Origin of the sequence: Olsenella sp. oral taxon 807 (assembly GCF_001189515.2) — a bacterium.
Lineage (GTDB): Bacteria > Actinomycetota > Coriobacteriia > Coriobacteriales > Atopobiaceae > Olsenella_F.
On record NZ_CP012069.2, the window covers coordinates 355500 to 381169 of the forward strand.

Sequence of the window (25670 nt, forward strand, 5' to 3'; positions counted from 1 at the left end):
GTCTGTCAGAGGGTCCCTGCCACCCGCCCCGCGCCTGCGCTTCTCCCGTCTCTGCTCGAGGTGCTCCCGCCTCTCCCGCTCGCGCCGCTTGCGAGCATCGCCTTGCGCTGCTGGGTTGGCGCCTCACGGGCGGGGCCCGTCTGCCTCTGAAACGTGGTGCCCTCGCCGGCGATCCCGCGCCGCAGGGTGCGGGAAGACACGCCAAGCCGCCCCGCCGCGTCGCCGACCCCGCAGCCATCCGCCGGCAGCGACTCGGCCGGGGCGCCGCACGCGCGGGCGGAGGCAGAGTCGTCCACGACGGGCCCCTCAAGGCGGCGTGCCAGCTCAGGCTCGAAGTAGGGCCACATGGCGTCGTCGTGGCTGACGAAGGGAGGGGCGAGGTCGGCATCCGAGAGGGTGACGGCATTCGTCTCTGCCCTGGCCGCCGAAGCCGGCGTTGTTGATGAGGACGTCGGCCTGCCAGTCCCTCTCCCTGCAGGTGTCGTAGACCCTTTGGACGTTCTCGGTCTTGGAGAGATCGGCGGCTGATGGTGTGCGCCGTGACGCCATGTCTGGTTGCCGCCTCCGACACCTGCCCGTCGAGCTTTGTCTGGCTCCTTCCGACGAGGATGAGGTTACCGCCCCTGGACGCGTGTGTCTTTGCGAAGAAGGTGCCGAGCCCGCCGTACGATTCCAAGATGAGTGCCGAGTTTGCATGGTCACATGATCGCGATTGGGTGGTCGCATGCCCGTGACTGGTGGTCGCTTACGGCGTGGGTAATCACTACGGCGCCTTCTCTCCCTCCCTGCTTGTATTTTTGCCTATACTGTATTAGTATACTTAATACAGATACTACAGGGATTATCGGAGGCTTGCGCTATGCTCCTGCAACTGGACTTCTCGATCGCGACACCCATTTATCAGCAGATCCGTGACCAGATCGTGCGGGGCATCGCCGAGGGCGAATTCGCACCTGACGAGCGCCTGCCGACCGTGCGCGCCCTTGCGTCGGAGTGCGGCGTCAACGTCATGACCGTTAGCAAGGCCTACCAGCTCCTCAAGCAGGAGGGACACGTGCGCGGCGACCGGAGGGGTGGCACCTTCGTGCGTGAGCCCAATGGCAGCTCAGGCCCCAACCCCGGCACCGTGGAGGCGCTACGCCTGCGCCTGGCGGAACTCGTCGCCAGCGGTATGTCGGGTGAGGACGTGCTTGCGCTTTGCGGGCGCCTGCTGGACGACGTTTCATCCCAGAGAGATAGGAGATTGCGATGAGTACCGTTTCCGTGATGTGGTTGTCCTGCAGTTGGATTCCCCTTCTCGCATGGTGGGTGCTCAGGAACAGCGCACGGTTCAAGAAGAATATCGTCATCGGCGTGACGCTCCCGCATGAGGCGCGCGACGACGGCCAGGTTGTGGCCATCCTCACCAACTACCGCCGCCAACAACTAGCCTGCACCATCGTGCTCGTGGCCGTCGCACTCGCATGTGCGGCGGCGGGGACGCTTCGTGCATGGGCAGGTCCGCTCATAGTGTGCTGGACGCTCTGGATCCTCGCCGCCTGCGTCGTCCCAGAGACCGTCTTCGCGCTCGCGAACCACAAGCTCGCCGGCCTCAAGGACGAGCGCGGGTGGCGCCGCGAGGAGATGGGCAGAGGCCGGCATGTGACAGTTGCTGACATCGGCGCGGCCGCCCAGCCGTACACGCGGGTCTCAGGCATATGGTTCGTTCTCATCTGTGCTGTAAGCCTGGTTCCCGCTCTGCTCGACCGTAACAATGTAGTGGTCTACCTGCTGTTCGCCGCGTGCGTGCTCATGGTGTGGGTGACCTTCCGCTGGTGCTACCGCGACCGCAGCGAGGTAGTGGACGACAACACCACCCTCACGCAGACGCTCACACGCATCCGCCGGCGCGCCTGGGCGAGGGTGTACCTCGTCATGGCAGCATCCTTCGCGCTCATGAGCTGGGCGCAGCTTCTCTTTCGGGGTTCAGCCGATTTATACCTTATCGGCATGATGCTTCCCTGCGCGGTCCTTGGAATCGTAGCGTTTGCGACCGAGATGCGCATGCGTGGCCTACAGGAGCGCCTCACGAAGGCCAGTGGCGAAGGCCTCTACGTGGACGAGGATGATCGCTGGATCTTTGGTATCTTCTACTACAACCCGGACGATGCCAAGCTCATGGTGAACGAGCGCGTGGGCGTCAACACGTCAATAAATCTGGCACGGCCAGCGGGCAAGGCAATTATGGCTGCCCTTGCACTCCTGCTGCTCTGTCTGCCTGTGGCGGGGGCGCTCATGGCGGACGATTTTGGCACGCCCGTCACACTCGAGCTCTCTGGCCAGGCAATCCATGCGCGCCACTCACTGACGAGCTACGAAATTGACATGGACGACGTGGTGTCCATAGAGCTGATCGACCAGCTTCCCCAGATGACGCGCACCCTCGGCGGCGCTGCGGAGACCTTCCTCGAAGGTGACTTTTCGAGCGAGCGGTACGGGACGCTCAAAGTGTGTCTAGACCCCGAGGTCGGTCCATGGCTCCTCGTCCGCACGGGAGACGGCAGAACCTACCTCTTGGGAGCGAGTGACGCAACGCAAACCAAGGCCGTCTTAGAGGAGGCCGGCGTGGACCGGCGGTAGGCGTCAAGAGGTTGAATGCGCAGGCGACTACGGCGTCCCCGACCTGTGGCCCGGCGTGGGCGGCAGGGGCACGGTCAGGCGCGACCACGGGCACGGGAGGCTCTGATGCCCTATCGCTCCTCGCCTCGACCGACCTGCCGGCCGGCGAGGCGACCCCTCCTCGCGAGCGAGACGCACGAGGGTCCCGACTACGCCGGGTTCCCCGGGATCCCACGCGGCAGGTACCCCAAGGGCGACCTGATACGGATCGTGCCCGGCGACGTCTCGGCGCGCACCCCCGCGAAGGCGAGGCGCTACCTGCCGTACGTCCCGGGCCGCCTCGGGCTCGTGTCCGCGCCCAAGCTGCGGCTTCCGGCCGGATCTGGTCGAGGGCCTCTTCTCGAGGAAGGCCCGCCGGACGCTGCGCGGCATCCGGGTGTTCAGTAAGGATGAGTCCGAGGAGAGGATCCTGCGCCACCTTGAGGAGGCGGACGCCGAGCCGGTCGCCTGCAGGCGGAGGTGGGGCCTGTCGGACATGGGCCCGACGACCGAGGAGCTCGTCGTGGACGCCCTCCTTTCGGATGGAGCAGACAAGGCAGGTTAGTTGCTGGACGCTATCCTAGCGGGCCTGGATTAGCTTTCGCAACGCAGCAGTTCCCTTGGGCTAGGTTTGCATATGTAGTAACATGCGGTATCATATATGCAAATGGAAAGAGCACATGACATAGCATCCGGTTACACGGCCTCGCAGGCGGCGAGGTTTCTCGGCGTCGGTAGGCACGAGGTCGCGAGACTCGTGCGCAACGGCACCCTCCACGCGCAGAAGACCGACTCGGGCGAGCTCGTCGTCGATCCCAACAGCGTGCATGCCCATGAGGCGCTCTTCCCGTTCAAGGGAAGGCCATGGAGCCCGCAGACCGCCTGGGCCGCGCTGCTGGCACTCGGCGGAGACGACGTTTCGTGGCTCGAGTACCACAAGAGGAGGCGCCTTTTCCTGAAGCTCAAGGACATCGGCGCGGAGGAGCTCGTCTGGCTCGCCCGCAACAGGATGGATGCGAGAGGGTATCTCGTATCGCCCTCCTTTGAGGATGACGTGAGGGAGGCGCTTGTCGCCACGGGGATGGCCTCTTCCTTCGTCGTCGGGCTCGGCTTGGCCCCGACGACCCCGGTGCTGGACGGCTATTCGATTGGAAGAACAGCAGAGGAGTTCGAGCACGACTTCTTCCTCGTGGAGGACACCTCCGGGCCGTGCATCGTGAGATATGCGAAGGACCTGCCGGCATCGTTGGAGGACATGACCGAGATGCCCGAGCCCGTCGTTGCCGCAGACCTGGCGATGTCGGTCGACGCGCGCGAGCGAAGGTGTGGGCTCGGTTACCTGGAAGGACTTCTTGATGGGATGCGCTGAGCTGAAGATCTCCAAGCTCATGAAGCCGTGGGACATCGTCATAGAGCTAGGGGAAAACCTGCCGGAGGGATCGTGGATGCTCATCGGCGGGCTCATGACGCAGGCCCACGCGATGATCGCCGGATACCAGTCCCGCTCGACCGTAGATGTTGACGTCCTTGTCGACGTCATGGCATCGACCTCGAACATCTCTGCGGTGGTGAGGCAGCTCGGGAACATGGGATTTGCCCTCAAGGAGCCCGGTCTGCGCGGCACCGCCTTCCACCGTATGACCTGCGGAGCGCGTATCGTAGACATCTTGGTGGCCGACCACTTGCCCTCCGGCAAGGCGAGATCCGCCAAGGTGAACCGGTGGCCGATGATGGAGATCGCAGGCGGCGCGCAGGCGATCGAGCGGGGCATGGATCTTGCGCTCGCGCATGAGGACGGGTCCATCCGGATACGCACCCCCGACCTCCTGGGCGCGCTGGTCCTGAAGAGCGCGGCCTACTGCGCGGACAGGCGAGGCAGGCACCGTCACCTCGACGATATCGCCCTGCTTGCCAGCTTGGTCACCGACCACAAGGGCTATATCGAGCGCCTGCACGGCTCGGACAGGAAGCGGCTGAGGGCCGTGGCGGAGGCACTGTCCGATCCCAACGCCAGCTCGTGGATGCGTCTCAATCCCAAGAACCGCAAGGCGGGACAGTTCACCCTCACCGTGCTTTCTGGGTAACCGAAAAGGCTGGCAACTATGCGATGGATTCAAGCAGAGGAGCAAGGCGTCGGTGCTATCTTCAGGCTTGTGCAAGACGCGATCTTGCGCGTCTATCCCAGCTATTACCCGAAGAACCAAAATATCGTTGTGATACGGGGCGAGGACGATCGCTCGGAGAGCGTTTTGGCAGCTTGTTTTGGTGCGGTGCGTAGTTTTCTTGACACGCGAGAGAAAGAAACCTCGTATGGCGGCGATTCCAGACGCCTTGCCCGGGTGAGCTTAGGGTTCGGCCTCGTCCCATACCTCTACCGTAAGGCCTGGCACGCGCTGAAACTTGCGCGCGTTGCGAGTGACGAGCACAGCCCCATTGGCAAGGGCCGTGGCAGCGATGAGTAGGTCGTTCGGTCCGACCGTCTTGCCCCTTGAAGCAAGTGTGGCGCGTATGCGGCCATAATGCTCGGCACAGCGCGAGTCAAAGGGAGCAATCTTGAACGGGGACAAAAACGGGCGACTATCATCCGTTCCTTTGTGGGGCCCCTTTGCTCGTTCGACGCCATAGCAAAGCTCCGCCTCCACAATCGCTGGGACTGCGAGCATGCGTGAGTCTGAGCGCATGAAGACTCGATAGGCGTGCGGCAGCCGTCCGTGCAAAAATTCTACGATGATGTTTGTATCGAGCAGGTACATGTGCCTTGGACCTCCTCGAATGTCTCGCCAACGAACCAGTCGCAGGCGTCGTCAAGGGATGGATCGAGAATGGAATCGTCTGTGTCAGGAAAACCCGAGACGCTTCCATAGAGGTCGAACCAGCCATCAGGCCAGACCGAGGAACACCGGTCTGCCTCGATAATCCGTGCCGTGAGCTTGGAGACCGAGATACCCTCTGCCGCAGCCCGCTGCTTGAGACTATCGAGAACCCCGTCGTCCACATAGAGCGAAATCTGTGCCATAACCGTTCTCCTCATCTCGCAAGTACAATAGACAAGTTGAACACAGCAAATGCCGAGATGAACGCTGCGGTGCCACGGTACTTTGCGGTGCCCCATACTCAGATGCTGCTGCTTTTCCCGTCGCTCGACAGCAAGGCAGGCGCCGTACTCAAGCGCAAAGAGGATCGCGGCAATGCTGCATAGACAGCTCTGGCATGCTGGACTGCAGATGTGGACGGGACGATCCGTTCGAGATGAACGTAGAAGGAGCGGTACGTGCTGGGGGACGCGGGGCACATCAGTTTGACCAGCCGAGAAACCGTCCTGTAGGAAAAAAGATCGTCTAGCCTGCAGAGAGATCCCCCTCGCGGAAGGCAGTTCTTGGTAAGACCCAAGGAACGTTCGGTCGAGGGGCGCCCCAACGTCGACGCGGCTCCTGCGGGGCAAAAGGTCGCTTCGGTCCACATTGCTGCTCACCTCTGAACGCTTGTCCGTACACTCACCGCTGAGTGGCAATGCATGCTGTTCCGAGAAAGCCCCTTGGTGCTCCGTTCGCGCAGCCAGCTACCCCAGACCGTCTTCCGTGATGGCCGAAGGCGGAATCCCAACAGGCAAATTCGGCCCACAGCCAGAATGCGCTTTTCCGTGAGGTACCACAGCCAGAATGCGCTTTTCCGTGAGGGCGTTACGGAAAGGCGTACCCTGCGATCCCTAAACCACCCAAAGTGCGCTTTTCCGTGAGGCACCAACTCCAGAATGCGCTTTTCCGTGAGGGCCCACAGCCAGAATGCGCTTTTCCGTGAGGCGACGCCGCGTTTGCCCAGGTGAGGAAAAGCGCATTCTACGAAAAAGCGCACTCTGTGCAGACGCCCTCACGAAAAAGCGCACTCTGACCCACCACCCTCACGAAAAAGCGCACTCTGCATCCGCAGGGTCACGGAAAAGCACATTCTGCAACCGACGTCTCACGGAAAAGTGCACTCTCCAACCGGCGTCTCACGGAAAAGCGCATCCTGCCCTCGCGCCGGTGGCCAAACTGCACCTTTCCGTGAGGGCGTTACGGAAAGGCGCACCCTGCGATCCCTAAACCACCCAGAGTGCGCTTTTCCGTGAGGCACCAACTCCAGAGTGCGCTTTTCCGTGAGGGCCCACAGCCAGAATGCGCTTTTCCGTGAGGCGACGCCGCGTTTGCCCAGGTGAGGAAAAGCGCATTCTACGAAAAAGCGCACTCTGCATCCGCAGGGTCACGGAAAAACACATTCTGCAACCGGCGTCTCACCGAAAAGCGCATCCTGCCCTCACGCCGGTGGCCAAACTGCGCCTTTCCGTGAGGGCGTTACGGAAAGGCGCACCCTACGATCCCAAACCACCCAGAATGCACTTTTCCGTGAAGACCGCACGCTCAGAATGTACTTTTCCGTGAGGTACCACGGCTAGAATGCGCTTCTTCGTGAGGGTCCAGGCCCAGAATGCGCTTTTCCGTGAGGTGACGCCGCGTTTGCCCAGGTGAGGAAAAGCGCACTCTACGGAAAAGCGCATTCTGTGCAGACGCCCTCACGGAAAAGCGCACTCTGACCCATCACCCTCACGGAAAAGCGCACTTTGCCCACCAACGTACACACAGACTGCGTTTTTTCGTGAGCCGCTACGCCAGACCGACGGCCGCTCCGCCAGATCGACGACCGCTCCGCCAGACCGGCCGCCCCACCGTAGCCCCGCGCTCCATCACATGTGGACCTCCTCCCGCAGGGTGGCTTCCCTCTCCCGTGTGACCTATCATATAAGGGATATTATCAGAATAGTCATTGTATTTTCAGGAAAGGTAGTCATGTACTTTATAGGAATAGATATTGGCACGTCAGCAACCAAACTCCTTCTTATGGACGAGAAGGGCAGTGTCCTCAGACTCGTACAGAAAACGTATCCCACCTGCTTCCTCGAGCCGGGCTGGAGCGAGCAGAGTCCAGAGAGCTGGTGGAAGGCCGTGTGCGCGGGCATCCCCGAGCTGCTCGATGGCTTTGACGCAGGCGAGGTCAAGGGCATGGGAGCCTGCGGCCAGATGCACGGGCTCGTCACCCTGGACAAGAGCGACAGGATCATTCGCCCGGCCATACTCTGGAACGACAGCCGCACACGCTACCAGGTTGACTACCTCAACCACGACGTGGGCCGCGCCACCCTCGCAAGGCACACGGGAAACGTCGCCTACACCGGCTTCACCGCACCGAAGCTCCTGTGGATGCGCGAGGAGGAGCCCGAGAACTTCGGCCGCGTGGCTAGGATGATGCTCCCCAAGGACTACGTTAACTACCGTCTTACCGGTGTGCACTCCACGGACTTCTCCGATGCGTCGGGCACTCTGCTTTTGGACGTGGAGCACAAGCGCTGGAGCAAGACCATGCTTTCCATCTGTGGGTTGCGCGAGCGCCAGGTGCCCGAGCTCTTCGAGAGCTCCGAGGTCATAGGGGAGGTCATGCCCGATGTCGCGGATGCGTTGGGTCTTCCCCACGGCGTGAAGGTCTGTGCCGGCGCAGGCGACAACGCGGCTGCCGCCGTGGGCACGGGGTCGGTGGGCGCCGGCCACTGCAACATCGTGATGGGTACGGCTGGCACCATTCTCATCCCCACGGAAGGTTACCTCTGTGACAAGGAGAACCAGCTGCACGCCTTCTGTTCCGCAGACGGCGGTTGGAACCTCATGGGCTGCATCCTCTCTGCCGCAGGCTGCGCAAGGTGGTGGGTCGAGGACGTCGTTGGCACAGGGGACTACCCCTCGGAGGAAGAGCGCATCCAAGAGTCCAATCTCGGCCAGAACGGCGTCTACTTCCTGCCCTACCTTATGGGCGAGAGGACACCGCACAACGACCCGCGAGCTCGAGGCGCCTTCGTGGGTATGCGCATGGATACGACGCGCGCCGACATGACGCAGGCCGTCCTGGAGGGCGTCGCCTTTGCCTTGCGTGACTGCCTGCAGGTGGCGCGTGCGGAGGAGGTGGACGTGAACGCCTCGACCATCTGCGGTGGCGGTACCCACAGCCGTCTGTGGAACTCCATCGTGGCGGACATCCTGGGCATCCCCTTGATCATCACCCAGACCGAGCAGGCTCCCGCCTTTGGCGCGGCCATGCTCGCGAGCGTGGCGTGCGGTGTCTATCCCAGCGTCAAGGACTGCTCAAGGAGGCTCGTCCACCTCAAGGAGACGGTCTGGCCTGATAGGAGAATCATCGCCTCCTATCAGGGCCACTACTTTACCTGGCATCAGATGTACCCCGCCCTCAAGGGTATCTACCAGCAGATGCTGTAGCGAGGGCTGCCGTCGTCGGCCTTGGCGATGGACGCGTGTGCAGGGGAGGGAGAGGCCCAAGATGATCCAAGACATCGGTGATCACAGCTTTGACAACGGATATCGGGCGATCGAGCCAGATGCCCTGTCCTATGCGCTCGCATATCGCAAGGGGCAGGCGCTCGTGGGGTGGCGATCGGGCGATCTCGTGTTGCCACGCGTGGGTGACTGGGACGTGCCTGTGCGGGACCTCTTTTGCCGCTACCTGTTCGCTGTCGATGGGAACGCGTTCTTCCTCGTGGAGAACGACCTTCTTGCCACGCCCGAGGGCTTTGGCTTCGAGCCGCTTGTTGTCTTTCGGCGGGCCTCTCCGCGCTGGCTTGCCTTTGCGGGTGTCACGGGACACCAGCTCTTTGGCTGGTACGGTCTCAACCGCTTTTGCGGACGTTGTGGCTGCGAGTTGGGACATGTGTCCAACCGTCGCGAGCTTGCCTGCTCTGCCTGCGGAAATGTCGTCTACCCCCGCATCAACCCCGCAGTCATCGTGGGCGTGAGGCACGAGGACAGGCTGCTGCTCACCAGGTATGCGCGGGGCTACCGCCGCCTTGCCCTCGTCGCCGGCTTTGTCGAGGTGGGGGAGAGCCTCGAGGAGACGGTGCGTCGCGAGGTGATGGAGGAGGTGGGGCTTCACGTAGGGAAGCTGCGCTACTACAAGAGCCAACCCTGGTCCTTCTCGGATGCGCTGCTCTCGGGATACTTCTGCGACGTGGAGGGCGACTCGACGATTCGCGTCGACGGCAGGGAGCTTTCCTCTGGTCGCTGGCTCGGGCGAGAGGAGCTTCTTCGAAAGCTGGGCGAGCAGCGCGACCGCGACAGCTCGAGCCTCACGAACGAGATGATCCTCGCCTTCGCCCAGGGAGTCGAGCCACGCTAGATGCGTCCGGCGGCACGAGGCGCGCTGCTGGGTGGTCTCGGTCGTGCCCTGCGTGTTGATCGCAGCGCCAGCCCCCCGGCGTGCCTTGGGTCCACGATAGACGGTGACGTTTTCGCAAGAAGGCTTTGGGCTTATTGGGGCTACGAGCCGTAGGCGAAATCTGCAGTCAAGATGCTATCCTTCCTACAGGAGACCCATGGAGAGAGGAGGCGGGCATGCTTGGGCGCAGGACCACGACGATCATCACTCACGACATCCTGTATGGCCAGGATCCCCGTGCGCGCGTCATGCTGAGCGGCATGTTTCGAGACGAGGACATCAGGGCGGTGAACGAGGCGAGGCCCGACCTCTGTGGCTTCACGGTCAACTGGCCAAGCTCGCGCCGTCACGTTGACCGCGACCGCCTGCGGCGGCTCGTGTCACTGCTCGATCCGACCATCCCTGCTGTGGGCGTCTTCTTTGATCAGCCCCTGGGCTTTGTCTCTGAGGTCGCTGACGAGATGCTCGACGTCATACAGCTCCAGGGCACTGAGGGCAACGCCTACATGACCTTCCTGCGCGAGCTTGCGGACCTGCCCATCATCCAGGCCATCCGCATGAGTGGTCCCAGTGACGTCGAGCGTGCCAACAAGAGTACGGCGGACTTGGTGCTGCTTTGTGCGGGCTGGGGCACAGGTGTCCCCTTTGACTGGGAGCTTGCCAGGCAGGTCAAGAGGCCCTACATCCTGGCAGGAGGCCTTTCGGTCCATACCATACCAGACGCGATGGAGCGTCTGAGCCCCTGGGGCATCGACATGAACACGGCCCTCGAGACGAATCGTGTCAAGGACCCGCACAAGATAGCCGCAGCCGTTGCTGCCGTGAGGTCTGCCAGTGCGTAGCGCATACACGAAGTCAGACCTCCTGGACATGAAGACGGACTCCTCGAGGGTTTGTGTGGGTTGATGCCTTGGGAAGACGCCAACCGAGCGGCGGCGCCACTCGCGCAACCCCGACGCCACTCGCGCCGCAACAGTGTACACAAATGCCCCAAAATGGCGCCGAGAGGCTATTTTCGTCGATCTGTGTACACTCCTGCGTCCTCATGGCCGCCCGCGCGACCGGGCGGGGCCACGGGTCCCACGACATCGACGGCCCCATGGCCCCGTGATGTCAGAGAGCTCGGACCTGAGGCTCACGCCACCGGGACGGTGACGCAACTACCTATCCATACGAGCTCACGAAGCCTCCAGAGAAGGATTCGGTATGCGAGAATTCTTCTTTAACGATGCGTCAAAGGTTCTGGATGATCCCAAGGTCGTGCAGGCGCTGGCCGCGCTGTACGAGTACAAGGGCAAGCAGGTACTCTACCTCCAGGCACGACCTGGCGTGCTCGAATCGCTCTGCGAGTTCGCGAAAGTTCAGGGTACCGACGCGTCGAACCAGATAGAGGGCATCTCGACGTCGAAGAAGCGCCTGGGAAATTGTGGCAAACCACGCACGGCCGAAGAATCGCAACGAGCAGGAGATCGCGGGATACCGCGACGTACTTGCCCTCATGGGACTGCGGTGGGAGTCCTGGTCCAAGACTCCCACCGCAGTCCCAAATGCGCAGTTCTTATTGAACCAAAACACCTGACGCGGCCAGCGCCGGGCCCCTCGCTCTGCCGAGTCCCTCGCTCCGCCGGGCCCCTCGCTCCGCCGGGCCCCTCGCTCCGCCGGGCCCCTCGCTCCGCCGGGTCCCTCCGCGGGCATGAGCGGCCGCATGGCTCGGCCGGCGGGGCGCCCCCGCAGGCCGCGGGTAGGGCCACCTTGTGTTCCCCTGACGCATCCTTGTGGTAAGCTTGAGACGGCGGGTGCCCGCCCGCCACAGGCCGCGTCGGGGGAGGTCGGTCGCCATGCCGGGCAGCGTCGCTTCTGCTTCCGAGAGTCCGTCCGCGAGGCGGGGGAGGCGCCGCGCCGTCGCTCTCGCCGTCGCGCTGCTGGCGGTGTCCGCCGCGGTCGCGTGGGGGGTCTGGGGCGCGTGGCGCGGCCCGGACGCGCAGGGCGAGGGGGCGCCTGCGGGCGCGCGGCAGGGGGGCGAGGTCCCGGAGGCCCCAAGGGGCGCGGCGCAGGGACCGGCGGACGGCGCGGCGCAGGCGCCGGACCCGGGCGTCGAAGCCCCGCGGCCGGACGCGGCGCAGGCGCCGGCGGGCGGCGCGGAGGAGTGGCCCGGGCAGTCGAGGGGCTTCGTGGGGCCCAACGGCGAGGGGTCCCACACCCCCGACGAGTGGCCGACGCTCGAGGAGTACAACAGGGCCTGGGCCGAGCTGGGGGCGAGCGAGAACGAGCTGCCCTCCGTCGTGGAGGGCGACTACGTGCGCGGCGTGCTCATGATCTGCTTCGACCGGGGCATCGGCGAGCTCGCGGCCCACGAGATCGTGTGGGCGCGCGGCGGCGTGTGGGGCTACGACTTCTTCTGGCTCCGCGACGACGGCCCGGCATATGCGGTGTGCTACTTCCCCGACGCGCTCGATCGGGAGGCGCTCGAGGCCCTCGCCGCAGAGCTCAGGTCCTGCCCCGGCGTCGTGAGCGTGGACCTCGACGGGATGTGTTACCTTGAGGAGGATGAGTCCGCGGAGCTGGCATACCTGCCGCAGCAATACTACCTCAGGACGTCGCGGTTCATAGGCGCGTGGAACACGGTCAAGTGCAATGGAAGGGCGACGATCGCGGTCCTGGACTCGGGCTGCTACCTCGCCCCGGCCTCGCCGGGGGCTGTGACGGGGCTGCGGCCAGCCCTGTCCTGATGCGGCGAGCGCCGGGCCCCTCGCTCTGCCGGGTCCCTCCGCGGGCGTGAGCGGCCGCATGGCTCGGCCGGCGGGGTGCCCCTGGAGGCTGCGGGGAGGGCCACCTTGTGTTCCCCTGACGCATCCTTGTGGTAGGCTTGAGGCGGCGGGCGCCCGCCCGCCGCAGGCCGCGTCGGGGGAGGTCGGTCGCCATGCCGGGCAGCGTCGCTTCCACTACTGAGAGTCCGTCCGCGGGGCGGGGGAGGCGCCGCGCCGTCGCTCTCGCCGTCGCGCTGCTGGCGGTGTCCGCCGCGGTCGCGTGGGGGGTCTGGGGCGCGTGGCGCGGACCGGACGCGCAGGGCGAGGGGGCGCCTGCGGGCGCGCGGCAGGGGGGCGAGGTCCCGAAGGCCTCAGGGACTCCGGGCGCGGCGCAGGCGCCGGACCCGGGCGGCGAGGTCCCGCAGCCGGGCGCGGGGCGGGAGCCGGCGGGCGGCGCGGAGGAGTGGCCCGGGCAGTCGAGGGGCTTCGTGGGGCCCAACGGCGAGGGGTCCCACACCCCCGACGAGTGGCCGACGCTCGAGGAGTACAACAGGGCCTGGGCCGAGCTGGGGGCGAGCGAGAACGAGATACCCATGACGGGCGAGGAATACACCCGCGGCGTGCTCATGGTCTGCTTCGACCGGGGCATCGGCGAGCTCGCGGCCCACGAGATCGTGTGGGCGCGCGGCGGCGTGTGGGGCTACGACTTCTTCTGGCTCCGCGACGACGGCCCGGCATACGCGGTGTGCTACTTCCCCGACGCGCCCGACCAGGAGGCGCTCGAGGCCCTCGCCGCAGAGCTCAGGGCCTGCCCCGGCGTCGTGAGCGTGGACCTCGACTGGGTGGGGTGTGATGAGGAGGATGAGTCCGCAGGGCTGGCATACCTGCCGCAGCAGCACAACCTCAGGACGTCGCGATCCGCGAACGCGTGGAACACAGCCAAGCGCGACGGGAGGGCGGCGATCGCGGCCCTGGGCTCGGGCTTCGACCTCGCCGGGGCTGTGACGGGGCCCCGGCCAGCCCTGTCCTGACGCGGCGAGCGCCGGGCCCCTCGCTCTGCCGGGTCCCTCTGCGGGCGTGAGCGGCCGCATGGCTCGGCCGGCGGGGCGCCCCCACAGGCTGCGGTGAGGGCCACCTTGTGTTCCCCTGACGCATCCTTGTGGTAAGCTTGAGACGGCGGGTGCCCGCCCGCCGCAGGCCGCGTCGGGGGAGGTCGGTCGCCATGCCGGGCAACGTCGCTTCCACTACTGAGAGTCCGTCCGCGGGGCGGGGGAGGCGTCGCGCCGTCGCTCTCGCCGTCGCGCTGCTGGCGGTGTCCGCCGCAGTCGCGTGGGGGGTCTGGGGCGCGTGGCGCGGCTCGGACGCGCAGGGCGAGGGGGCGCCTGCGGGCGCGCGGCAGGGGGGCGAGGTCCCGAAGGCCTCAGGGACTCCGGGCGCGGCGCAGGGGCCGGCAAACGGCACGGCGCAGGCGCCGGACCCGGGCGGCGAGGTCCCGCAGCCGGGCGCGGGGCAGGCGCCGGCGGGCGGCGCGGAGGAGTGGCCCGGGCAGTCGAGGGGCTTCGTGGGGCCCAACGGCGAGGGGTCCCACACCCCCGACGAGTGGCCGACGCTCGAGGAGTACAACAGGGCCTGGGCCGAGCTGGGGGCGAGCGAGAACGAGCTGCCCTCCGTTGTGGAGGGCGACTACGTGCGCGGCGTGCTCATGATCTGCTTCGACCGGGGCATCGGCGAGCTCGCGGCCCACGAGATCGTGTGGGCGCGCGGCGGCGTGTGGGGCTACGACTTCTTCTGGCTCCGCGACGACGGCCCGGCATACGCGGTGTGCTACTTCCCCGACGCGTCCGACCAGGAGGCGCTCGAGGCCCTCGCCGCAGAGCTCAGGGCCTGCCCCGGCGTCGTGAGCGTGGACCTCGACGGGATGTGTTACCTTGAGGAGGATGAGTCTGCGGAGCTGGCATACCTGCCGCAGCAATACTACCTCAGGACGTCGCGGTTCATAGGCGCGTGGAACACGGTCAAGTGCAATGGAAGGGCGACGATCGCGGTTCTGGACTCGGGCTGCGACATTGGCCACCCCGATCTTGTCGGCAACCTCCTGCCGGGCATTGACGTCACAAAGGGGAAAGACTCCCCGCCCGCTCCCAGTTTCAGTGACAAGGATGGACATGGCACTAAGGTGGCAGGGGTGGCCTCTGCCGTTGCCGGTGACTTTACCGGCATCGACGGGGCGTCGTACAACGCCAAGGTGCTGCCGATACGCATCAAGGACGATGTCGGTGATATCAAATGGGATTACATATGCAGTGCACTCAGGTACATCGATAATCACCAGCAGCAAGTCCAGGTCGTGAATATGAGCTTCAGTTCTCCAAATAGTTCCGTAGAGGCGCAGCGTTTGGTGAGCGACTTGCGCGCGAAGGGGACCGTGCTCGTCGCGGCTGCGGGAAACCAGTATATGAGCGGGGGGCCGCTTCACATATACAGGTATCCCGCATGCTTCGATGACGTTATCAGCGTCGGGTCGATAGACGCGTCGGACACGATCGCCCCCGACTCGAACCACAACCCCCGCGTCGACCTCTGCGCTCCAGGCGTGGGCGTGTACACGACGTCAAGCCCGCTCGCGACGGGTGTTCAGTACGCCATGGTTTCGGGCACCTCCTTCGCCACCCCACAGGTTTCCGCCGCAGCGGCGCTCCTCAAGGTCGAGCACCCGTCCTGGGGCCCCAACCTCATCGAGCGGGCGCTGGAGGCCACCGCGCGCGACCTTGGTAATGTGGGGCGTGACGACACCTACGGCCATGGCGCGCTCAACGCGGAGGCGGCGGTCGCCTGGCTGCCCCCTGCCGACAGCAGCGTTCCCGAGCTGTGGCTCGACCGCGGTGACGTGGAGCTGGGCCCTGACGGCGCGCACGGCTATGACAGCTCGGGCTCCGAGCTGCGCTCCGCCTCTCAGTCTGTCATCGTGCGTCAGGCGGATGGCCCGGCCACGGCCCATTCCATAAGGGTAGTGAGCGAGGGGGCGTGGGACGTGACCCTGGACGGCGTGCGCTTCGATGGCGACCGCCCTCTGCTCGACCTCTCGCCGTCGGCGTCGGTCCGCGTCAGGCTGCGCGGGTCCTCCGAGGCCATCGGGCGCTCGGCCACGGCGGCGACCGTGCGCGTGCCGCAGGGCGCCTCTGCGGTCTTCCAGTCGTTCTCGGAGGGCAGCCTGCGCGCCGAGTCAGCGGGCAGGGGCGCTGTTGTGGGCGGGTCGGCGCAGGAGGCCTCGGGCTCGATCACCTTCGTGAGCGGCACCGTGGAGGCCGTCGCCCGGGGTGGGGGCCTGAACATGGCCGCAGCCATAGGGGGCGGCAGCGACCAGACCAATGGTCCCATCGTCATCGACGGCGGCACCGTCAAGGCCTCGATCGAGGAGGGCATCACCATCACCTCGGCGATAGGGTGCTGCTCTGCCGGGCGGAGCAAGGGCCCGGCGCCCATAACCATACGCGGCGGGAAGGTGGAGGCGCGCGGCAACTGGGGTTCTAGCGGGATCGGGGGGCACAACTACGGCGGTTTCGGGGAGGGGAGCTCCGTCGAGGTGTCGGGAGGCGAGCTCACGGTCACGGGCGGCTTCCAGGCTGACGGCATCGCGGCGGAGTCGGTGAGCTTCTCGGGCGACGCGAAGGTGAGTGTGACTGGGACGCGCTACGCCGCAGGCGTCGCGGCCAAGGAGCTGCGCGTCAGCGGCGGCTCGGTGGACGTCATGGCCGGCGGACTGCTCTCTACGGGCGTGGACGCCGACAAGACGCAGGTGACGGGGGGCATGCTCGTGGTGAGGCCGCTCGACGGGCAGACGAACATGGGCCTGCATGGCGCCCTCGACGTCTCCGGCGGCAGGGTCTCGGTCAAGGCCCAGGTGCCGGGCTCCTCAGGGTGGCCCGGGTGCGCTGCGCCCGCCATCTGGGGAGGGCCGGTAAGCATCCGGGGCGGCACCGTGGACGCCTACGGGGGTCACGGTGCGGCCGGCATCGGCGGGGGCTGGTCCGGCGGCCTCGCCGACACGGCGGGCGTGGCGGTGACCATCACGGGAGGGGCCGTCAACGCCGTGCCCGGCGAGCCCTGCAAGGACGGCATAGGAAACGGGGTAGGGGCTACGGCCGACCCGATCTGGCCCACCGACGGCACGGAGCGGGTCTGGCCCTGCGCCATTGAGCACGTGGGCGATCTCTCCACGCTCTCTGTCGACGGGAGGTCGGCTGCTGACCTGCACATCTTCGAGCGCAACGAGGATGGGGGCGTCCACCTCTATCTGAGGGCGGGCACCCACACGCTCTCCTGCGACGGCGCTACCAAGACGGTCCAGCTCGGTCCGTGAGAGGCGCGCCGGGCGGTAAGGCCCCAGCGCCTGCGTGCCGCCCGTCGGCCCCAGCTATCGCCAGCCAGGACCCCTCGGGCGCGAGGGGTCCTCTCGCAGGCGTGGCCCAGCCCGTGTCCCGCCCGCCCAATTTGCGCCAGACAATGTTACGTTCCTGCAAACGGTGGCGTTCCTCACGTGAGGAGCCGCAGGTTCGTGCGATAGTGGGGTCGAGCGTCCCGTATGAGGACGTTGGCGTTCGTGGAAAGAGGCAGATGTTCGATCTCGGGACCATAAAGGGCAAGGGAGTCACGCGCAGCGTATCGCTCGCGTCCTTGGTCATGTCCCTTGAGATTCCGGCTGCCGTCGCCGAGATTAGCTTGCCCCTTACGGGCCTCCTTCTAGCGTAGGCGTGCTGGCCTCAGGGTTTGGCGTATGCCGTCACCCCGCCACGCGCGCCTCTAGCCTCCGCCTCCAGGCAGTTTCGCCCCCGCTACGCTCGACTACGCCCTTCCCATATACGCAAGGTACTGGTTGGCAGCATGCCCCGTTCGGACACCACAGACCCAAGGAGCAGGACCATGACGAGAAAGATTGACATTTTTGACACGACGCTGCGCGACGGCGAGCAGTCTCCCGGCGCCTCGATGAACACCGAGGAGAAGCTCGTCATAGCCCAGGAGCTCCTGCGCATGCACGTGGATGTCATCGAGGCGGGGTTTCCCATCTCGAGTCCCGGTGACTTCCGCTCCGTTCAGGAGATCGGTCGGCTTGCGGGTGACGATGCCGTCGTCGTCGGCCTCACGCGAGCCGTCGACGAGGACATCGACCGCGCGGCCGAGGCACTCAAGACCGCGAGACGTCCCCGCATCCACACGGGCCTGGGCGTCTCTCCGCAGCATCTGCGCGAGAAGCTCATGATAGACGAGGACGAGTGCATAGAGCGGGCCATCCACTGCGTGAGCTACGCGAAGCGCTACGTGGAGGACGTCGAGTTCTATGCCGAGGACGCGGGTCGCTCTGACCAGCGCTTCCTCGAGCGCGTGATCCAGGCGGCCATCGAGGCCGGCGCTACCGTCGTCAACATCCCCGACACCACCGGCTATCAGATGCCCGAGGACTTTGGCGCGCGCATCAAGGGGCTTGCCGACAACGTTCGCGGCATCGAGAACGTCACCATCTCGGTTCACACCCACAACGACCTCGGCATGGCGACGGCACTGGCGCTCGCCGGCGTCAAGAACGGAGCCCGTCAGGTCGAGTGCACCATCAACGGCCTGGGCGAGCGGGCGGGCAACACGGCGCTCGAGGAGGTCGTCATGGCCATCCGGATGCATGGCGACGAGCTCGATGCCCATACCGGCGTCGTGACCAAGGAGCTCACCCGCGCCTCGCACCTCGTGAGCCGCATCACGGGCATGCAGGTCCAGGCTAACAAGGCCATCGTCGGCTCGAACGCCTTCGCCCACTCCTCGGGCATCCACCAGGACGGCGTCCTCAAGGCTCGCGACACCTACGAGATCATCGACCCCGCAGACGTGGGGGCTGCCGGCTCCGAGATCATCCTCTCGGCCCGCTCGGGCCACGCCGCCCTCAGGCACCGTCTGGGCGAGCTGGGCTACAGCTTCCCAGATGCCGAGTTCGATGAGGTCTACCAGCGCTTCCTCGAGATCGCAGACCAGAAGAAGGAGGTCTACGACGAGGACCTGGAGTCCATGGTCCAGGAGCGCCAGCGCGACATCCAGGCCATCTACACGCTAAACGCCCTCCAGGTATCTTGCGGGGACCCCCTGGTTCCCACCGCCACCGCCACCGTCACAGACGAGTCCGGCACGCGGCACGTGGCCTGCTCCACGGGCACCGGTCCGGTTGATGCCGCCTACAAGGCCATCGACCAGATCGTCGAGACCCACGGGGACCTCCAGGAGTTCGCGGTCAAGGCCGTCACGCGCGGCATCGACGCCATCGGCGAGGTCACCGTGCGTGTCCAGGCAAAGGACGGTAAGGTCTACACCGGGCGCGGCGCGGACAACGACATCATCGTGTCCTCGGCGAAGGCCTATGTCAACGCCATCAACCGCATGATTCAGACCGCTCGCTCCAAGGCGGGCGAGTAGCGCCATGGACGCGGGGACGTACACACGCGAGCGCAGGGGGATGCGCCTCGCATGGAGGAGGGGAGGTAGGCATGGAGAAGCTCAACGGCGCCCAGATCCTGGTGCGCTGCCTCATCAACCAGGGGGTTGACACGATCTTCGGCTATCCCGGAGGTACGGTCATCGACATCTACGACGTGCTCTATGACGTGCCCGACAAGATTCGCCACATCGAGACCACGCACGAGCAGCACGCCTGCCACGCGGCGGACGGCTATGCGCGCGCGACGGGCGGTTGCGGCGTCGTTCTGGCCACCTCGGGGCCCGGTGCCACGAACCTTGTGACGGGCATCGCCACGGCCTACCTCGACTCGATACCTCTCGTCGCCATCACCGGCAACGTCGCCAACAGCTGCATCGGCACGGACGCCTTCCAGGAGCTGGACATCACGGGTGTCACGCTGCCGATCACGAAGCACAACTACTTCGTGCGCGATGTGAGCCGCTTGCAGGAGATCGTTCGCGAGGCCTTCACGCTCGCGATGTCTGGCCGCAAGGGACCCGTGCTCGTGGACATCCCCAAGGATGTTCAGACCGCACTTTGCGACTTCGAGGAGCTTCCGCCCGTGCGGCCACCCGCAGCGGCAGGACCCAGCCACGATTCGCTCCAGGCGGCCGCAAAGGTCATCAACCAGGCGCAGCGTCCCTTCGTCTACTTTGGCGGCGGCGTCGTCTCCTCCGGCGCGGGAGAGGAGGTCATCAAGCTCGCGCGTCGCATCAATGCCCCCATGGGCTGTTCGCTCATGGGCATCTCGGGCATACCCACCGACACGCCGGGCTTCCTTGGCATGGAGGGCATGCATGGGCACTTCGCGAGCACCAAGGCCATGAACGCCTGCGATTGTCTCATTGCCCTTGGCTGCCGCTTCAACGACCGTTCCACCGGCGAGCGCAGCAAGTTCGAGCCGAGCGGCAAGGTCGTCCGCATTGACCTCGACTCCTCCGAGTTCTCCAAGACGATAGAGGACCGTGTCGACGTGAGAGGTGACGTCAGGCTCACGCTCGAGGCGCTGCTTCCGCTCGTGGAGCCCAACACACACGAGGAGTGGGCGCGCGAGGTCCGCGAGCTGCGCGCACAGGAGCGGGGGTATGCGGACTACCGCGACACGCTCACGCCCAAGCGCATCATGGATGCCATCAACGCACATCGCGAGGCCGACATGCCGGTCGTGACCGACGTGGGCCAGCACCAGATGTGGGCCGCCCAGTATCTCTCGTTCGAGAGGCCCCGCAGCTTCGTGACCACAGGCGGTCTTGGCACCATGGGTTTTGGTCTCGGGGCGTCCATAGGAGCGGCGCTCGCCACGGGCAAGCACGTGGTCATGGTCACCGGGGACGGCTCCTTTGCCATGAACATGGCCGAGCTTATCACCGCAGTCGACCACCACATCCCCGTCACGATCGTCCTTGTCAACAACGGTGTGCTGGGCATGGTCCGCCAGATGCAGTCACTCTTCATGCGTCAGCGCTACTCCAGCACGACGCTCGACCGTCGCGTCGACTACGTGGCGCTCACCAAGGCGACGGGCGCCGAGGCGCGCCGTGCGACCACGCCCGAGGAGCTCGACGCCGCGCTCGCGTGGGCCCTTGCCACAGATGGTCCCGCGCTCATCGAGTGTCCCATCGACAAGGACGAGTTCGTGACGCCGGTCCTGCAGATCGGGGCCTCCATGGATGAGCTCATTGTCAACATGGACGACGTCCAGGCCAGGATGGGGAGGTAAATCGTGAAGACCTACAGCATCGCCATCATGGTTCGCAACGAGTATGGCGTCCTCAACCGTGTGACCAGCATGTTTCGTCGTCGCCAGTTCAACATCACGGGCCTCACGGTCTCCGAGACCGAGACCGAGGCGCTCTCACGCATCACCGTGCAGTTTGAGGGGGAGGATCGTGCCAAGAGCCAGCTCGTGGCCCAGCTCGCGAAGCTCCCGGACGTGATCTCCTTCAAGGAGTTCGACCCGGAGGACTCCGTCAGCTGCGAGCTTCTACTGATCAAGGTGGCCAACGAGGACGAGAGTCGCACCCAGGTGCTCGATGCGGCCGACGCCTTCCATGCCAAGATCGTCGACTACAGCCGTGGCTCCATCGTATTTCGCATGGCGGGTCAGTCTCGCCGCATCGACAACTTCATAGACCTCATGCGAGATTTCAGAATTCTTGAGGTATGTCGAACGGGCGTGGTCTCGCTGGAGCGCGGAGGTGCCATCATGAGGAACGTGTCTAACATCTAGCGTCAGCCGCGCCGCCGCATGCCACGGCGGTGTCATCAGGGTGGATAGCAAGCGTACGGCCAGAGAAAGGAAGCAAGTATGGCATTCAGGATGTTCTATGAGCAGGACTGCGACGTATCCAAGCTTGACGGCAAGAAGGTTGCCATCATCGGCTATGGCTCCCAGGGGCACGCGCATGCCCTGAACCTCAAAGACTCTGGCGTCAACGTCAGGGTCGCCCTGCGCGAAGGCTCCGCGTCCAAGGCCAAGGCGGAGTCCCAGGGCCTTGAGGTCGTCTCCAACGCCGAGGCCGCCGCCTGGGCGGACATCATCATGATCCTCATCAACGACGAGTTCCAGGCCGCCATGTACAAGAAGGATATCGAGCCCCAGCTCGCTCCTGGAAAGACCTTGGCCTTTGCCCATGGCTTCAACATCCACTTTGGCTGCATCGAGGTCCGCAAGGACTGCAACGTCATCATGGTCGCCCCCAAGGCCCCCGGCCACACCGTGCGCTCCGAGTACCTTGCCGGTAAGGGCACACCCTGCCTCGTCTGTGCCCACCAGGACGCCACTGGCGATGCCTTTGACCTTGCCCTGGCTTACGGCGCCGCGATCGGCGGCGCGCGCGCGGCCCTTCTCGAGACCGACTTTCGCACCGAGACCGAGACCGACCTCTTTGGCGAGCAGAACGTCCTCTGCGGTGGCGTGACCGACCTCATGGAGGCGGGCTTCAACACGCTCGTCGAGGCGGGCTACGATCCCCGCAACGCCTATTTCGAGTGCATCCACGAGATGAAGCTCATCGTTGACCTCATCTACGAGAGCGGCTTTACGGGCATGCGCTACTCCATCTCCAACACCGCCGAGTACGGCGACTACACCGCCGGACCTAACGTCATCACCGAGGCGGCCAAGGAGGGCATGCGCCATAACCTCAGGCGCGTCCAGAACGGAGAGTTTGCCAAGGAGTTCCTGCTCGACATGTCTGACGAGAGCCATCAGGTCCACTTCAAGGCCCTGCGCCGCGCGGCCGCCGAGTCCCTTATGGAGAGGACGGGCAAGGAGATTCGCAAGATGTACGCCTGGAACGACGAGGACAAGCTCATCAACAACTAGGGGTACGGGTGCCCTGGGCGCCTGCCTGTAGCCCCGATGCCCAAGGCGTCGGGGCCGGGCGTCTCGCACGTGTGTATTCGCGCGGGGACACGGGTCAGGCGGCGTACGCAGGCGTGGGACATAGACGGTGGGAATATCCGTCAGGAGAGGGCCTGCGCCTTGCAAGGCATTGACACGAAAGGAGAGGGCATATGCAGCTCACGGGCGCACAGATACTTATCGAGTGTCTCAAGGAGCAGGGGGTCGACGTCGTCTTTGGCTACCCTGGCGGCACGATCCTGGACGTCTACGACGTTCTCTACCAGACGCCCGAGATCAAGCACTACCTCGTGAGCCATGAGCAGGGGGCAGCCCATGCTGCCGACGGCTACGCCCGCTCGACCGGCAAGGTCGGCGTGTGCCTCGCGACCTCTGGGCCCGGCTGCACCAACCTCACGACGGGCATCGCGACCGCCTACATGGACTCATCGCCCATCGTCGCCGTGACCTGTAACGTCTCCAAGAAGCTCTTGGGCAAGGACTCGTTCCAGGAGGTCGACAGTACGGGCATCACGAGGCCCATCACCAAGTGGAACCGCATCGTGAGCGACGTCCACGAGCTTGCAAGTGCCGTCAGGCAGGCCTTCCTCATTGCCCGAAGCGGCAGGCCCGGACCTGTCCTTCTCGACATCACCAAGGACGTGACGGGGGCGAGCTGCGACTTTGCGTCCCTTCCCGTAAAGGAGCACCGCATCTTCGAGCTTCCCAACCAGCTCTCCCGGCGCCTGATGGGCAGCCTCGACGTGCATGAGCCCGATGCTGGTAGCATGGACAGCTTCGTCGCGCTGCTCGAGAAGGCCGAGAGGCCCCTCGTCATCTGCGGCGGCGGCGTCGTGCGCAGTCGCGCCACCGCAGAGCTCAACGAGTTCGCGAACCGTGCGGATGCGCCGGTCGCCATCACGGTCATGGGTGGTGGTGGCTTCAGGGGCCGAGACCCCCTCACCACGGGTATGATAGGCATGCATGGCTCGCAGGCCTCCAACATGGCCGTCGACAACTGCGACCTGCTCATTGCCTTGGGCTGTCGCTTCTCGGATCGCGTCGCGCTCCAGCCCTCGACCTTCGCGAGTCAGGCCACGATAGTCCAGGTGGACATCGACAGCACCGAGATGGGCAAGAACGTCCGCTGCGACCTCTCGGTCCTTGGGGACGCCAAGCGCGTGCTGGAGCTTGTGAACGAGCGCCTCCCCCAGCAGTCGCACCTGGTGTGGAAGGAGTTCGTGTTCTCGTTTCCCACCGAGACCCAGTACGAGGGGGGCGGAGACCACCTCACGCCCAAGCAGGTCAACAGCACCATCGCCAGGATGTGCCCCAATGACACCATGGTCGCGACCGACGTGGGCCAGCACCAGATGTGGGCCATCCAGCACTTCCACTACGACTACCCAGGCCAGCTCCTTACCTCGGGCGGCTTCGGGGCGATGGGCTTCGGGTTGGGTGCGGCCATAGGCGCGCAGGTGGGCAACCCCGACAAGCGGGTGATCCTCGTGACGGGCGACGGGTCATTTCGCATGAACTGCAACGAGCTGGCGACCGTCGAGCACTACGGGCTGCCCATCATCACCATCGTCTACGACAACACGGTTCTCGGCATGGTGCATCAGTGGCAGACGCTCATCTATGACCAGCGCTACTCCCAGACCACGCTCGACCGCGGTCCCGACTGGGTGAAGCTCGCAGATGCCTACGGCCTCAAGGGCAGGCGCGTGAGCACCGAGGCCGAGCTCGAGGATGCGCTGGGCGAGGCACTCGGCTGCGGGCGCGGCTACGTGATCGACGCGGTGCTCGACCCCGACGAGATGGTCAGGCCGATGGTTCCCGCCGGACAGCACATCACTAGCTTCTTGGCCATCTAGCGGGGCCACGCACGGGTTGCCGCCTCGCTTGCAGGGGAGCTCAACCAACGGGAAGAGAGATGTCGATGCTGGCACTGGACAGGATCTATCACGCGGCGTACGTCCTCAAGGGGGTAGCGCGCAAAACCGACCTGATAGCGGCCCCCCACCTCGTGTCGGGTATGGAGGACCTCTACCTCAAGACCGAGAACCTGCAGGTGACGGGATCGTTCAAGCTGCGTGGTGCCTCCTATAAGATAAGCCAGCTGCCCAAGGGGGACTTGGAGCGGGGCATCATCGCCTGCAGTGCCGGCAACCATGCCCAGGGTGTGGCGCTGGCGGCGACCCGCATGGGCGTGCGCAGCATCGTCTGCATGCCCGACGGGGCACCCATCATGAAGGTCGAGAGCACCCGCAGGCTCGGCGCCGAGGTGCGTCTCGTCAAGGGCAGCTACGATGATGCCCACGACGAGGCGGTGCGCCTCCAGGAAAAGACGGGCGCCACCCTCATCCACCCCTACGACGACGAGGACGTGATCTGCGGCCAGGGCACCATCGGCCTAGAGATCATGGACCAGCTCGAGGGCGTCGACGCGGTGGTCGTGCCCGTTGGCGGAGGCGGCCTCATCTCGGGCGTCGCCTGTGCCGTCAAGAGCCTCAAGCCCTCCTGCCAGGTCTTTGGCGTGCAGGCGGCCGGCGCGTCAGCCATGGCCGAGTCGTTTTGCAGGGGCGACTGGTACGCGTCCGACACGGCGAGCACCTTCGCGGACGGCATCGCCGTCAAGAACCCCGGCGAGATCACCTTCCAGATGGTCAGGAAGTACGTGGATGACATCGTGACTGTCTCGGACGACGAGATCGCGGCGGCCATCCTGAACCTCATGGAGCGCCAGAAGGTCGTTGCCGAGGGGGCGGGTGCCGTCCCGGTCGCGGCGGCCATGTTCGACAAGCTGCCGCTCGCGGGAAAGCGCGTCGTCTGCGTCGTGAGTGGGGGCAACATCGACGTCAACATCCTCTCGCGCGTCATCAACCGGGGCCTTGCGATGAGCGGGCGCAAGGTGACGATGGAGATCAGGCTCACGGACAAGCCGGGCCAGCTCCAGCAGGTGAGCACCATCATCGCCGAGCTCGGCGCCAACGTGGTCTCGGTCGACTACGACCTTTCCGACCCCGACCTGCCGATCTCAAGTTGTACCCTGCGCGTGGGCATGGAGACTCGCGACCAGGCACAGATAGACCAGATCCGGGCAAAGCTCGTCGGAGAGGGCTTCGCGCTCGTGGGTTAGCCCGGCGTGTGCCCGTGCGCGCGGTGGCGTGGCGGTACGGGCGCATCA

23 protein-coding genes are annotated in these 25670 nt (G+C 65.3%); 19 read left to right on the top strand and 4 right to left on the bottom strand.

Annotation, left to right across the window (positions count from 1 at the left end; translation table 11 throughout):
* Window positions 1–5 precede the first annotated feature (5 nt).
* Window positions 6–347, bottom strand: coding sequence for a hypothetical protein (locus ADJ70_RS01570; RefSeq protein ID WP_050342900.1), 342 nt, complete (start codon window positions 345–347; stop codon window positions 6–8).
* A 512-nt stretch (window positions 348–859) separates the two neighbouring features.
* Here ADJ70_RS01570 and ADJ70_RS01585 point away from each other — a divergent pair.
* The 6 genes from ADJ70_RS01585 to ADJ70_RS14880 all read left to right on the top strand — a co-directional run bounded on the left by ADJ70_RS01585 (window position 860) and on the right by ADJ70_RS14880 (window position 5099).
* Complete coding sequence (locus ADJ70_RS01585) at window positions 860–1252, top strand: GntR family transcriptional regulator (RefSeq protein WP_050342905.1); 393 nt, start codon at window positions 860–862, stop codon at window positions 1250–1252.
* Complete coding sequence (locus ADJ70_RS01590) at window positions 1249–2619, top strand: hypothetical protein (RefSeq protein WP_050342906.1); 1371 nt, start codon at window positions 1249–1251, stop codon at window positions 2617–2619. The genes ADJ70_RS01585 and ADJ70_RS01590 overlap by 4 nt, the downstream gene beginning before the upstream one ends.
* 415 nt (window positions 2620–3034) lie before the next feature.
* Entirely contained in the window at window positions 3035–3202 is a 168-nt protein-coding gene (locus tag ADJ70_RS14395; protein ID WP_157051344.1) for a hypothetical protein, read from the top strand.
* A 96-nt stretch (window positions 3203–3298) separates the two neighbouring features.
* Window positions 3299–4006, top strand: a complete 708-nt coding sequence (locus ADJ70_RS01600) for a helix-turn-helix domain-containing protein (protein ID WP_157051345.1) — start codon at window positions 3299–3301, stop codon at window positions 4004–4006.
* Window positions 3993–4721, top strand: coding sequence for a hypothetical protein (locus ADJ70_RS01605; protein WP_050342909.1), 729 nt, complete (start codon window positions 3993–3995; stop codon window positions 4719–4721). The genes ADJ70_RS01600 and ADJ70_RS01605 overlap by 14 nt, the downstream gene beginning before the upstream one ends.
* Before the next feature lie 18 nt (window positions 4722–4739).
* Window positions 4740–5099 (top strand): hypothetical protein, encoded by a 360-nt coding sequence (locus ADJ70_RS14880; protein ID WP_050342912.1) that lies wholly within the window; start codon window positions 4740–4742, stop codon window positions 5097–5099.
* Here the strand turns inward: ADJ70_RS14880 and ADJ70_RS13935 are convergent.
* The gene (locus ADJ70_RS13935) at window positions 4983–5390 is read right to left on the bottom strand and encodes a type II toxin-antitoxin system VapC family toxin (protein ID WP_083443733.1); all 408 of its coding nucleotides are present in this window, start codon (window positions 5388–5390) and stop codon (window positions 4983–4985) included. The two genes, ADJ70_RS14880 and ADJ70_RS13935, sit on opposite strands and share 117 nt — an antisense overlap.
* The gene (locus ADJ70_RS01615; RefSeq protein ID WP_216597297.1) at window positions 5360–5653 is read right to left on the bottom strand and encodes an antitoxin; all 294 of its coding nucleotides are present in this window, start codon (window positions 5651–5653) and stop codon (window positions 5360–5362) included. The genes ADJ70_RS13935 and ADJ70_RS01615 overlap by 31 nt, the downstream gene beginning before the upstream one ends.
* Before the next feature lie 1807 nt (window positions 5654–7460).
* Here ADJ70_RS01615 and xylB point away from each other — a divergent pair.
* The 3 genes from xylB to ADJ70_RS01630 all read left to right on the top strand — a co-directional run bounded on the left by xylB (window position 7461) and on the right by ADJ70_RS01630 (window position 10730).
* Window positions 7461–8936: a xylulokinase gene (xylB, locus tag ADJ70_RS01620; protein WP_050342914.1), complete on the top strand. Its 1476-nt coding sequence runs from the start codon at window positions 7461–7463 to the stop codon at window positions 8934–8936.
* A 61-nt stretch (window positions 8937–8997) separates the two neighbouring features.
* Window positions 8998–9849, top strand: a complete 852-nt coding sequence (locus tag ADJ70_RS01625; protein WP_050342915.1) for an NAD(+) diphosphatase — start codon at window positions 8998–9000, stop codon at window positions 9847–9849.
* A gap of 215 nt (window positions 9850–10064) precedes the next feature.
* The gene (locus tag ADJ70_RS01630) at window positions 10065–10730 is read left to right on the top strand and encodes a phosphoribosylanthranilate isomerase (protein WP_050342916.1); all 666 of its coding nucleotides are present in this window, start codon (window positions 10065–10067) and stop codon (window positions 10728–10730) included.
* A 391-nt stretch (window positions 10731–11121) separates the two neighbouring features.
* Here the strand turns inward: ADJ70_RS01630 and ADJ70_RS14400 are convergent, their stop codons facing one another.
* Complete coding sequence (locus tag ADJ70_RS14400; RefSeq protein WP_172674426.1) at window positions 11122–11415, bottom strand: hypothetical protein; 294 nt, start codon at window positions 11413–11415, stop codon at window positions 11122–11124.
* Between the two features lie 311 nt (window positions 11416–11726).
* On the opposite strand from ADJ70_RS14400, the gene ADJ70_RS01640 reads away from it, so the two are divergent.
* The 10 genes from ADJ70_RS01640 (at window position 11727) to ilvA (ending at window position 25622) form a co-directional block, all read left to right on the top strand.
* Window positions 11727–12617, top strand: coding sequence for a hypothetical protein (locus tag ADJ70_RS01640; protein ID WP_050342920.1), 891 nt, complete (start codon window positions 11727–11729; stop codon window positions 12615–12617).
* Between the two features lie 191 nt (window positions 12618–12808).
* The gene (locus tag ADJ70_RS01645; RefSeq protein WP_050342922.1) at window positions 12809–13666 is read left to right on the top strand and encodes a hypothetical protein; all 858 of its coding nucleotides are present in this window, start codon (window positions 12809–12811) and stop codon (window positions 13664–13666) included.
* A gap of 191 nt (window positions 13667–13857) precedes the next feature.
* Window positions 13858–16995 (top strand): S8 family serine peptidase, encoded by a 3138-nt coding sequence (locus ADJ70_RS01650; RefSeq protein WP_050342924.1) that lies wholly within the window; start codon window positions 13858–13860, stop codon window positions 16993–16995.
* Between the two features lie 254 nt (window positions 16996–17249).
* Window positions 17250–17384, top strand: coding sequence for a hypothetical protein (locus tag ADJ70_RS15470; protein WP_256381301.1), 135 nt, complete (start codon window positions 17250–17252; stop codon window positions 17382–17384).
* 171 nt (window positions 17385–17555) lie between these two features.
* Complete coding sequence (locus ADJ70_RS01655) at window positions 17556–19091, top strand: 2-isopropylmalate synthase (RefSeq protein WP_050342926.1); 1536 nt, start codon at window positions 17556–17558, stop codon at window positions 19089–19091.
* A 71-nt stretch (window positions 19092–19162) separates the two neighbouring features.
* Window positions 19163–20854, top strand: a complete 1692-nt coding sequence (gene ilvB / locus ADJ70_RS01660) for a biosynthetic-type acetolactate synthase large subunit (protein ID WP_050342928.1) — start codon at window positions 19163–19165, stop codon at window positions 20852–20854.
* Between the two features lie 3 nt (window positions 20855–20857).
* Window positions 20858–21364 carry an acetolactate synthase small subunit gene (gene ilvN, locus ADJ70_RS01665; RefSeq protein ID WP_050342930.1) on the top strand — a complete coding sequence of 169 codons (507 nt, stop codon included), beginning with the start codon at window positions 20858–20860 and terminating at the stop codon, window positions 21362–21364.
* Between the two features lie 78 nt (window positions 21365–21442).
* Complete coding sequence (ilvC, locus tag ADJ70_RS01670; RefSeq protein ID WP_050342932.1) at window positions 21443–22462, top strand: ketol-acid reductoisomerase; 1020 nt, start codon at window positions 21443–21445, stop codon at window positions 22460–22462.
* A gap of 191 nt (window positions 22463–22653) precedes the next feature.
* Window positions 22654–24357: a biosynthetic-type acetolactate synthase large subunit gene (gene ilvB, locus ADJ70_RS01675; RefSeq protein WP_050342934.1), complete on the top strand. Its 1704-nt coding sequence runs from the start codon at window positions 22654–22656 to the stop codon at window positions 24355–24357.
* A gap of 65 nt (window positions 24358–24422) precedes the next feature.
* On the top strand, window positions 24423–25622 hold the full coding sequence (ilvA, locus tag ADJ70_RS01680) for a threonine ammonia-lyase (protein ID WP_050344681.1): 1200 nt from the start codon (window positions 24423–24425) through the stop codon (window positions 25620–25622).
* Window positions 25623–25670 lie beyond the last annotated feature (48 nt).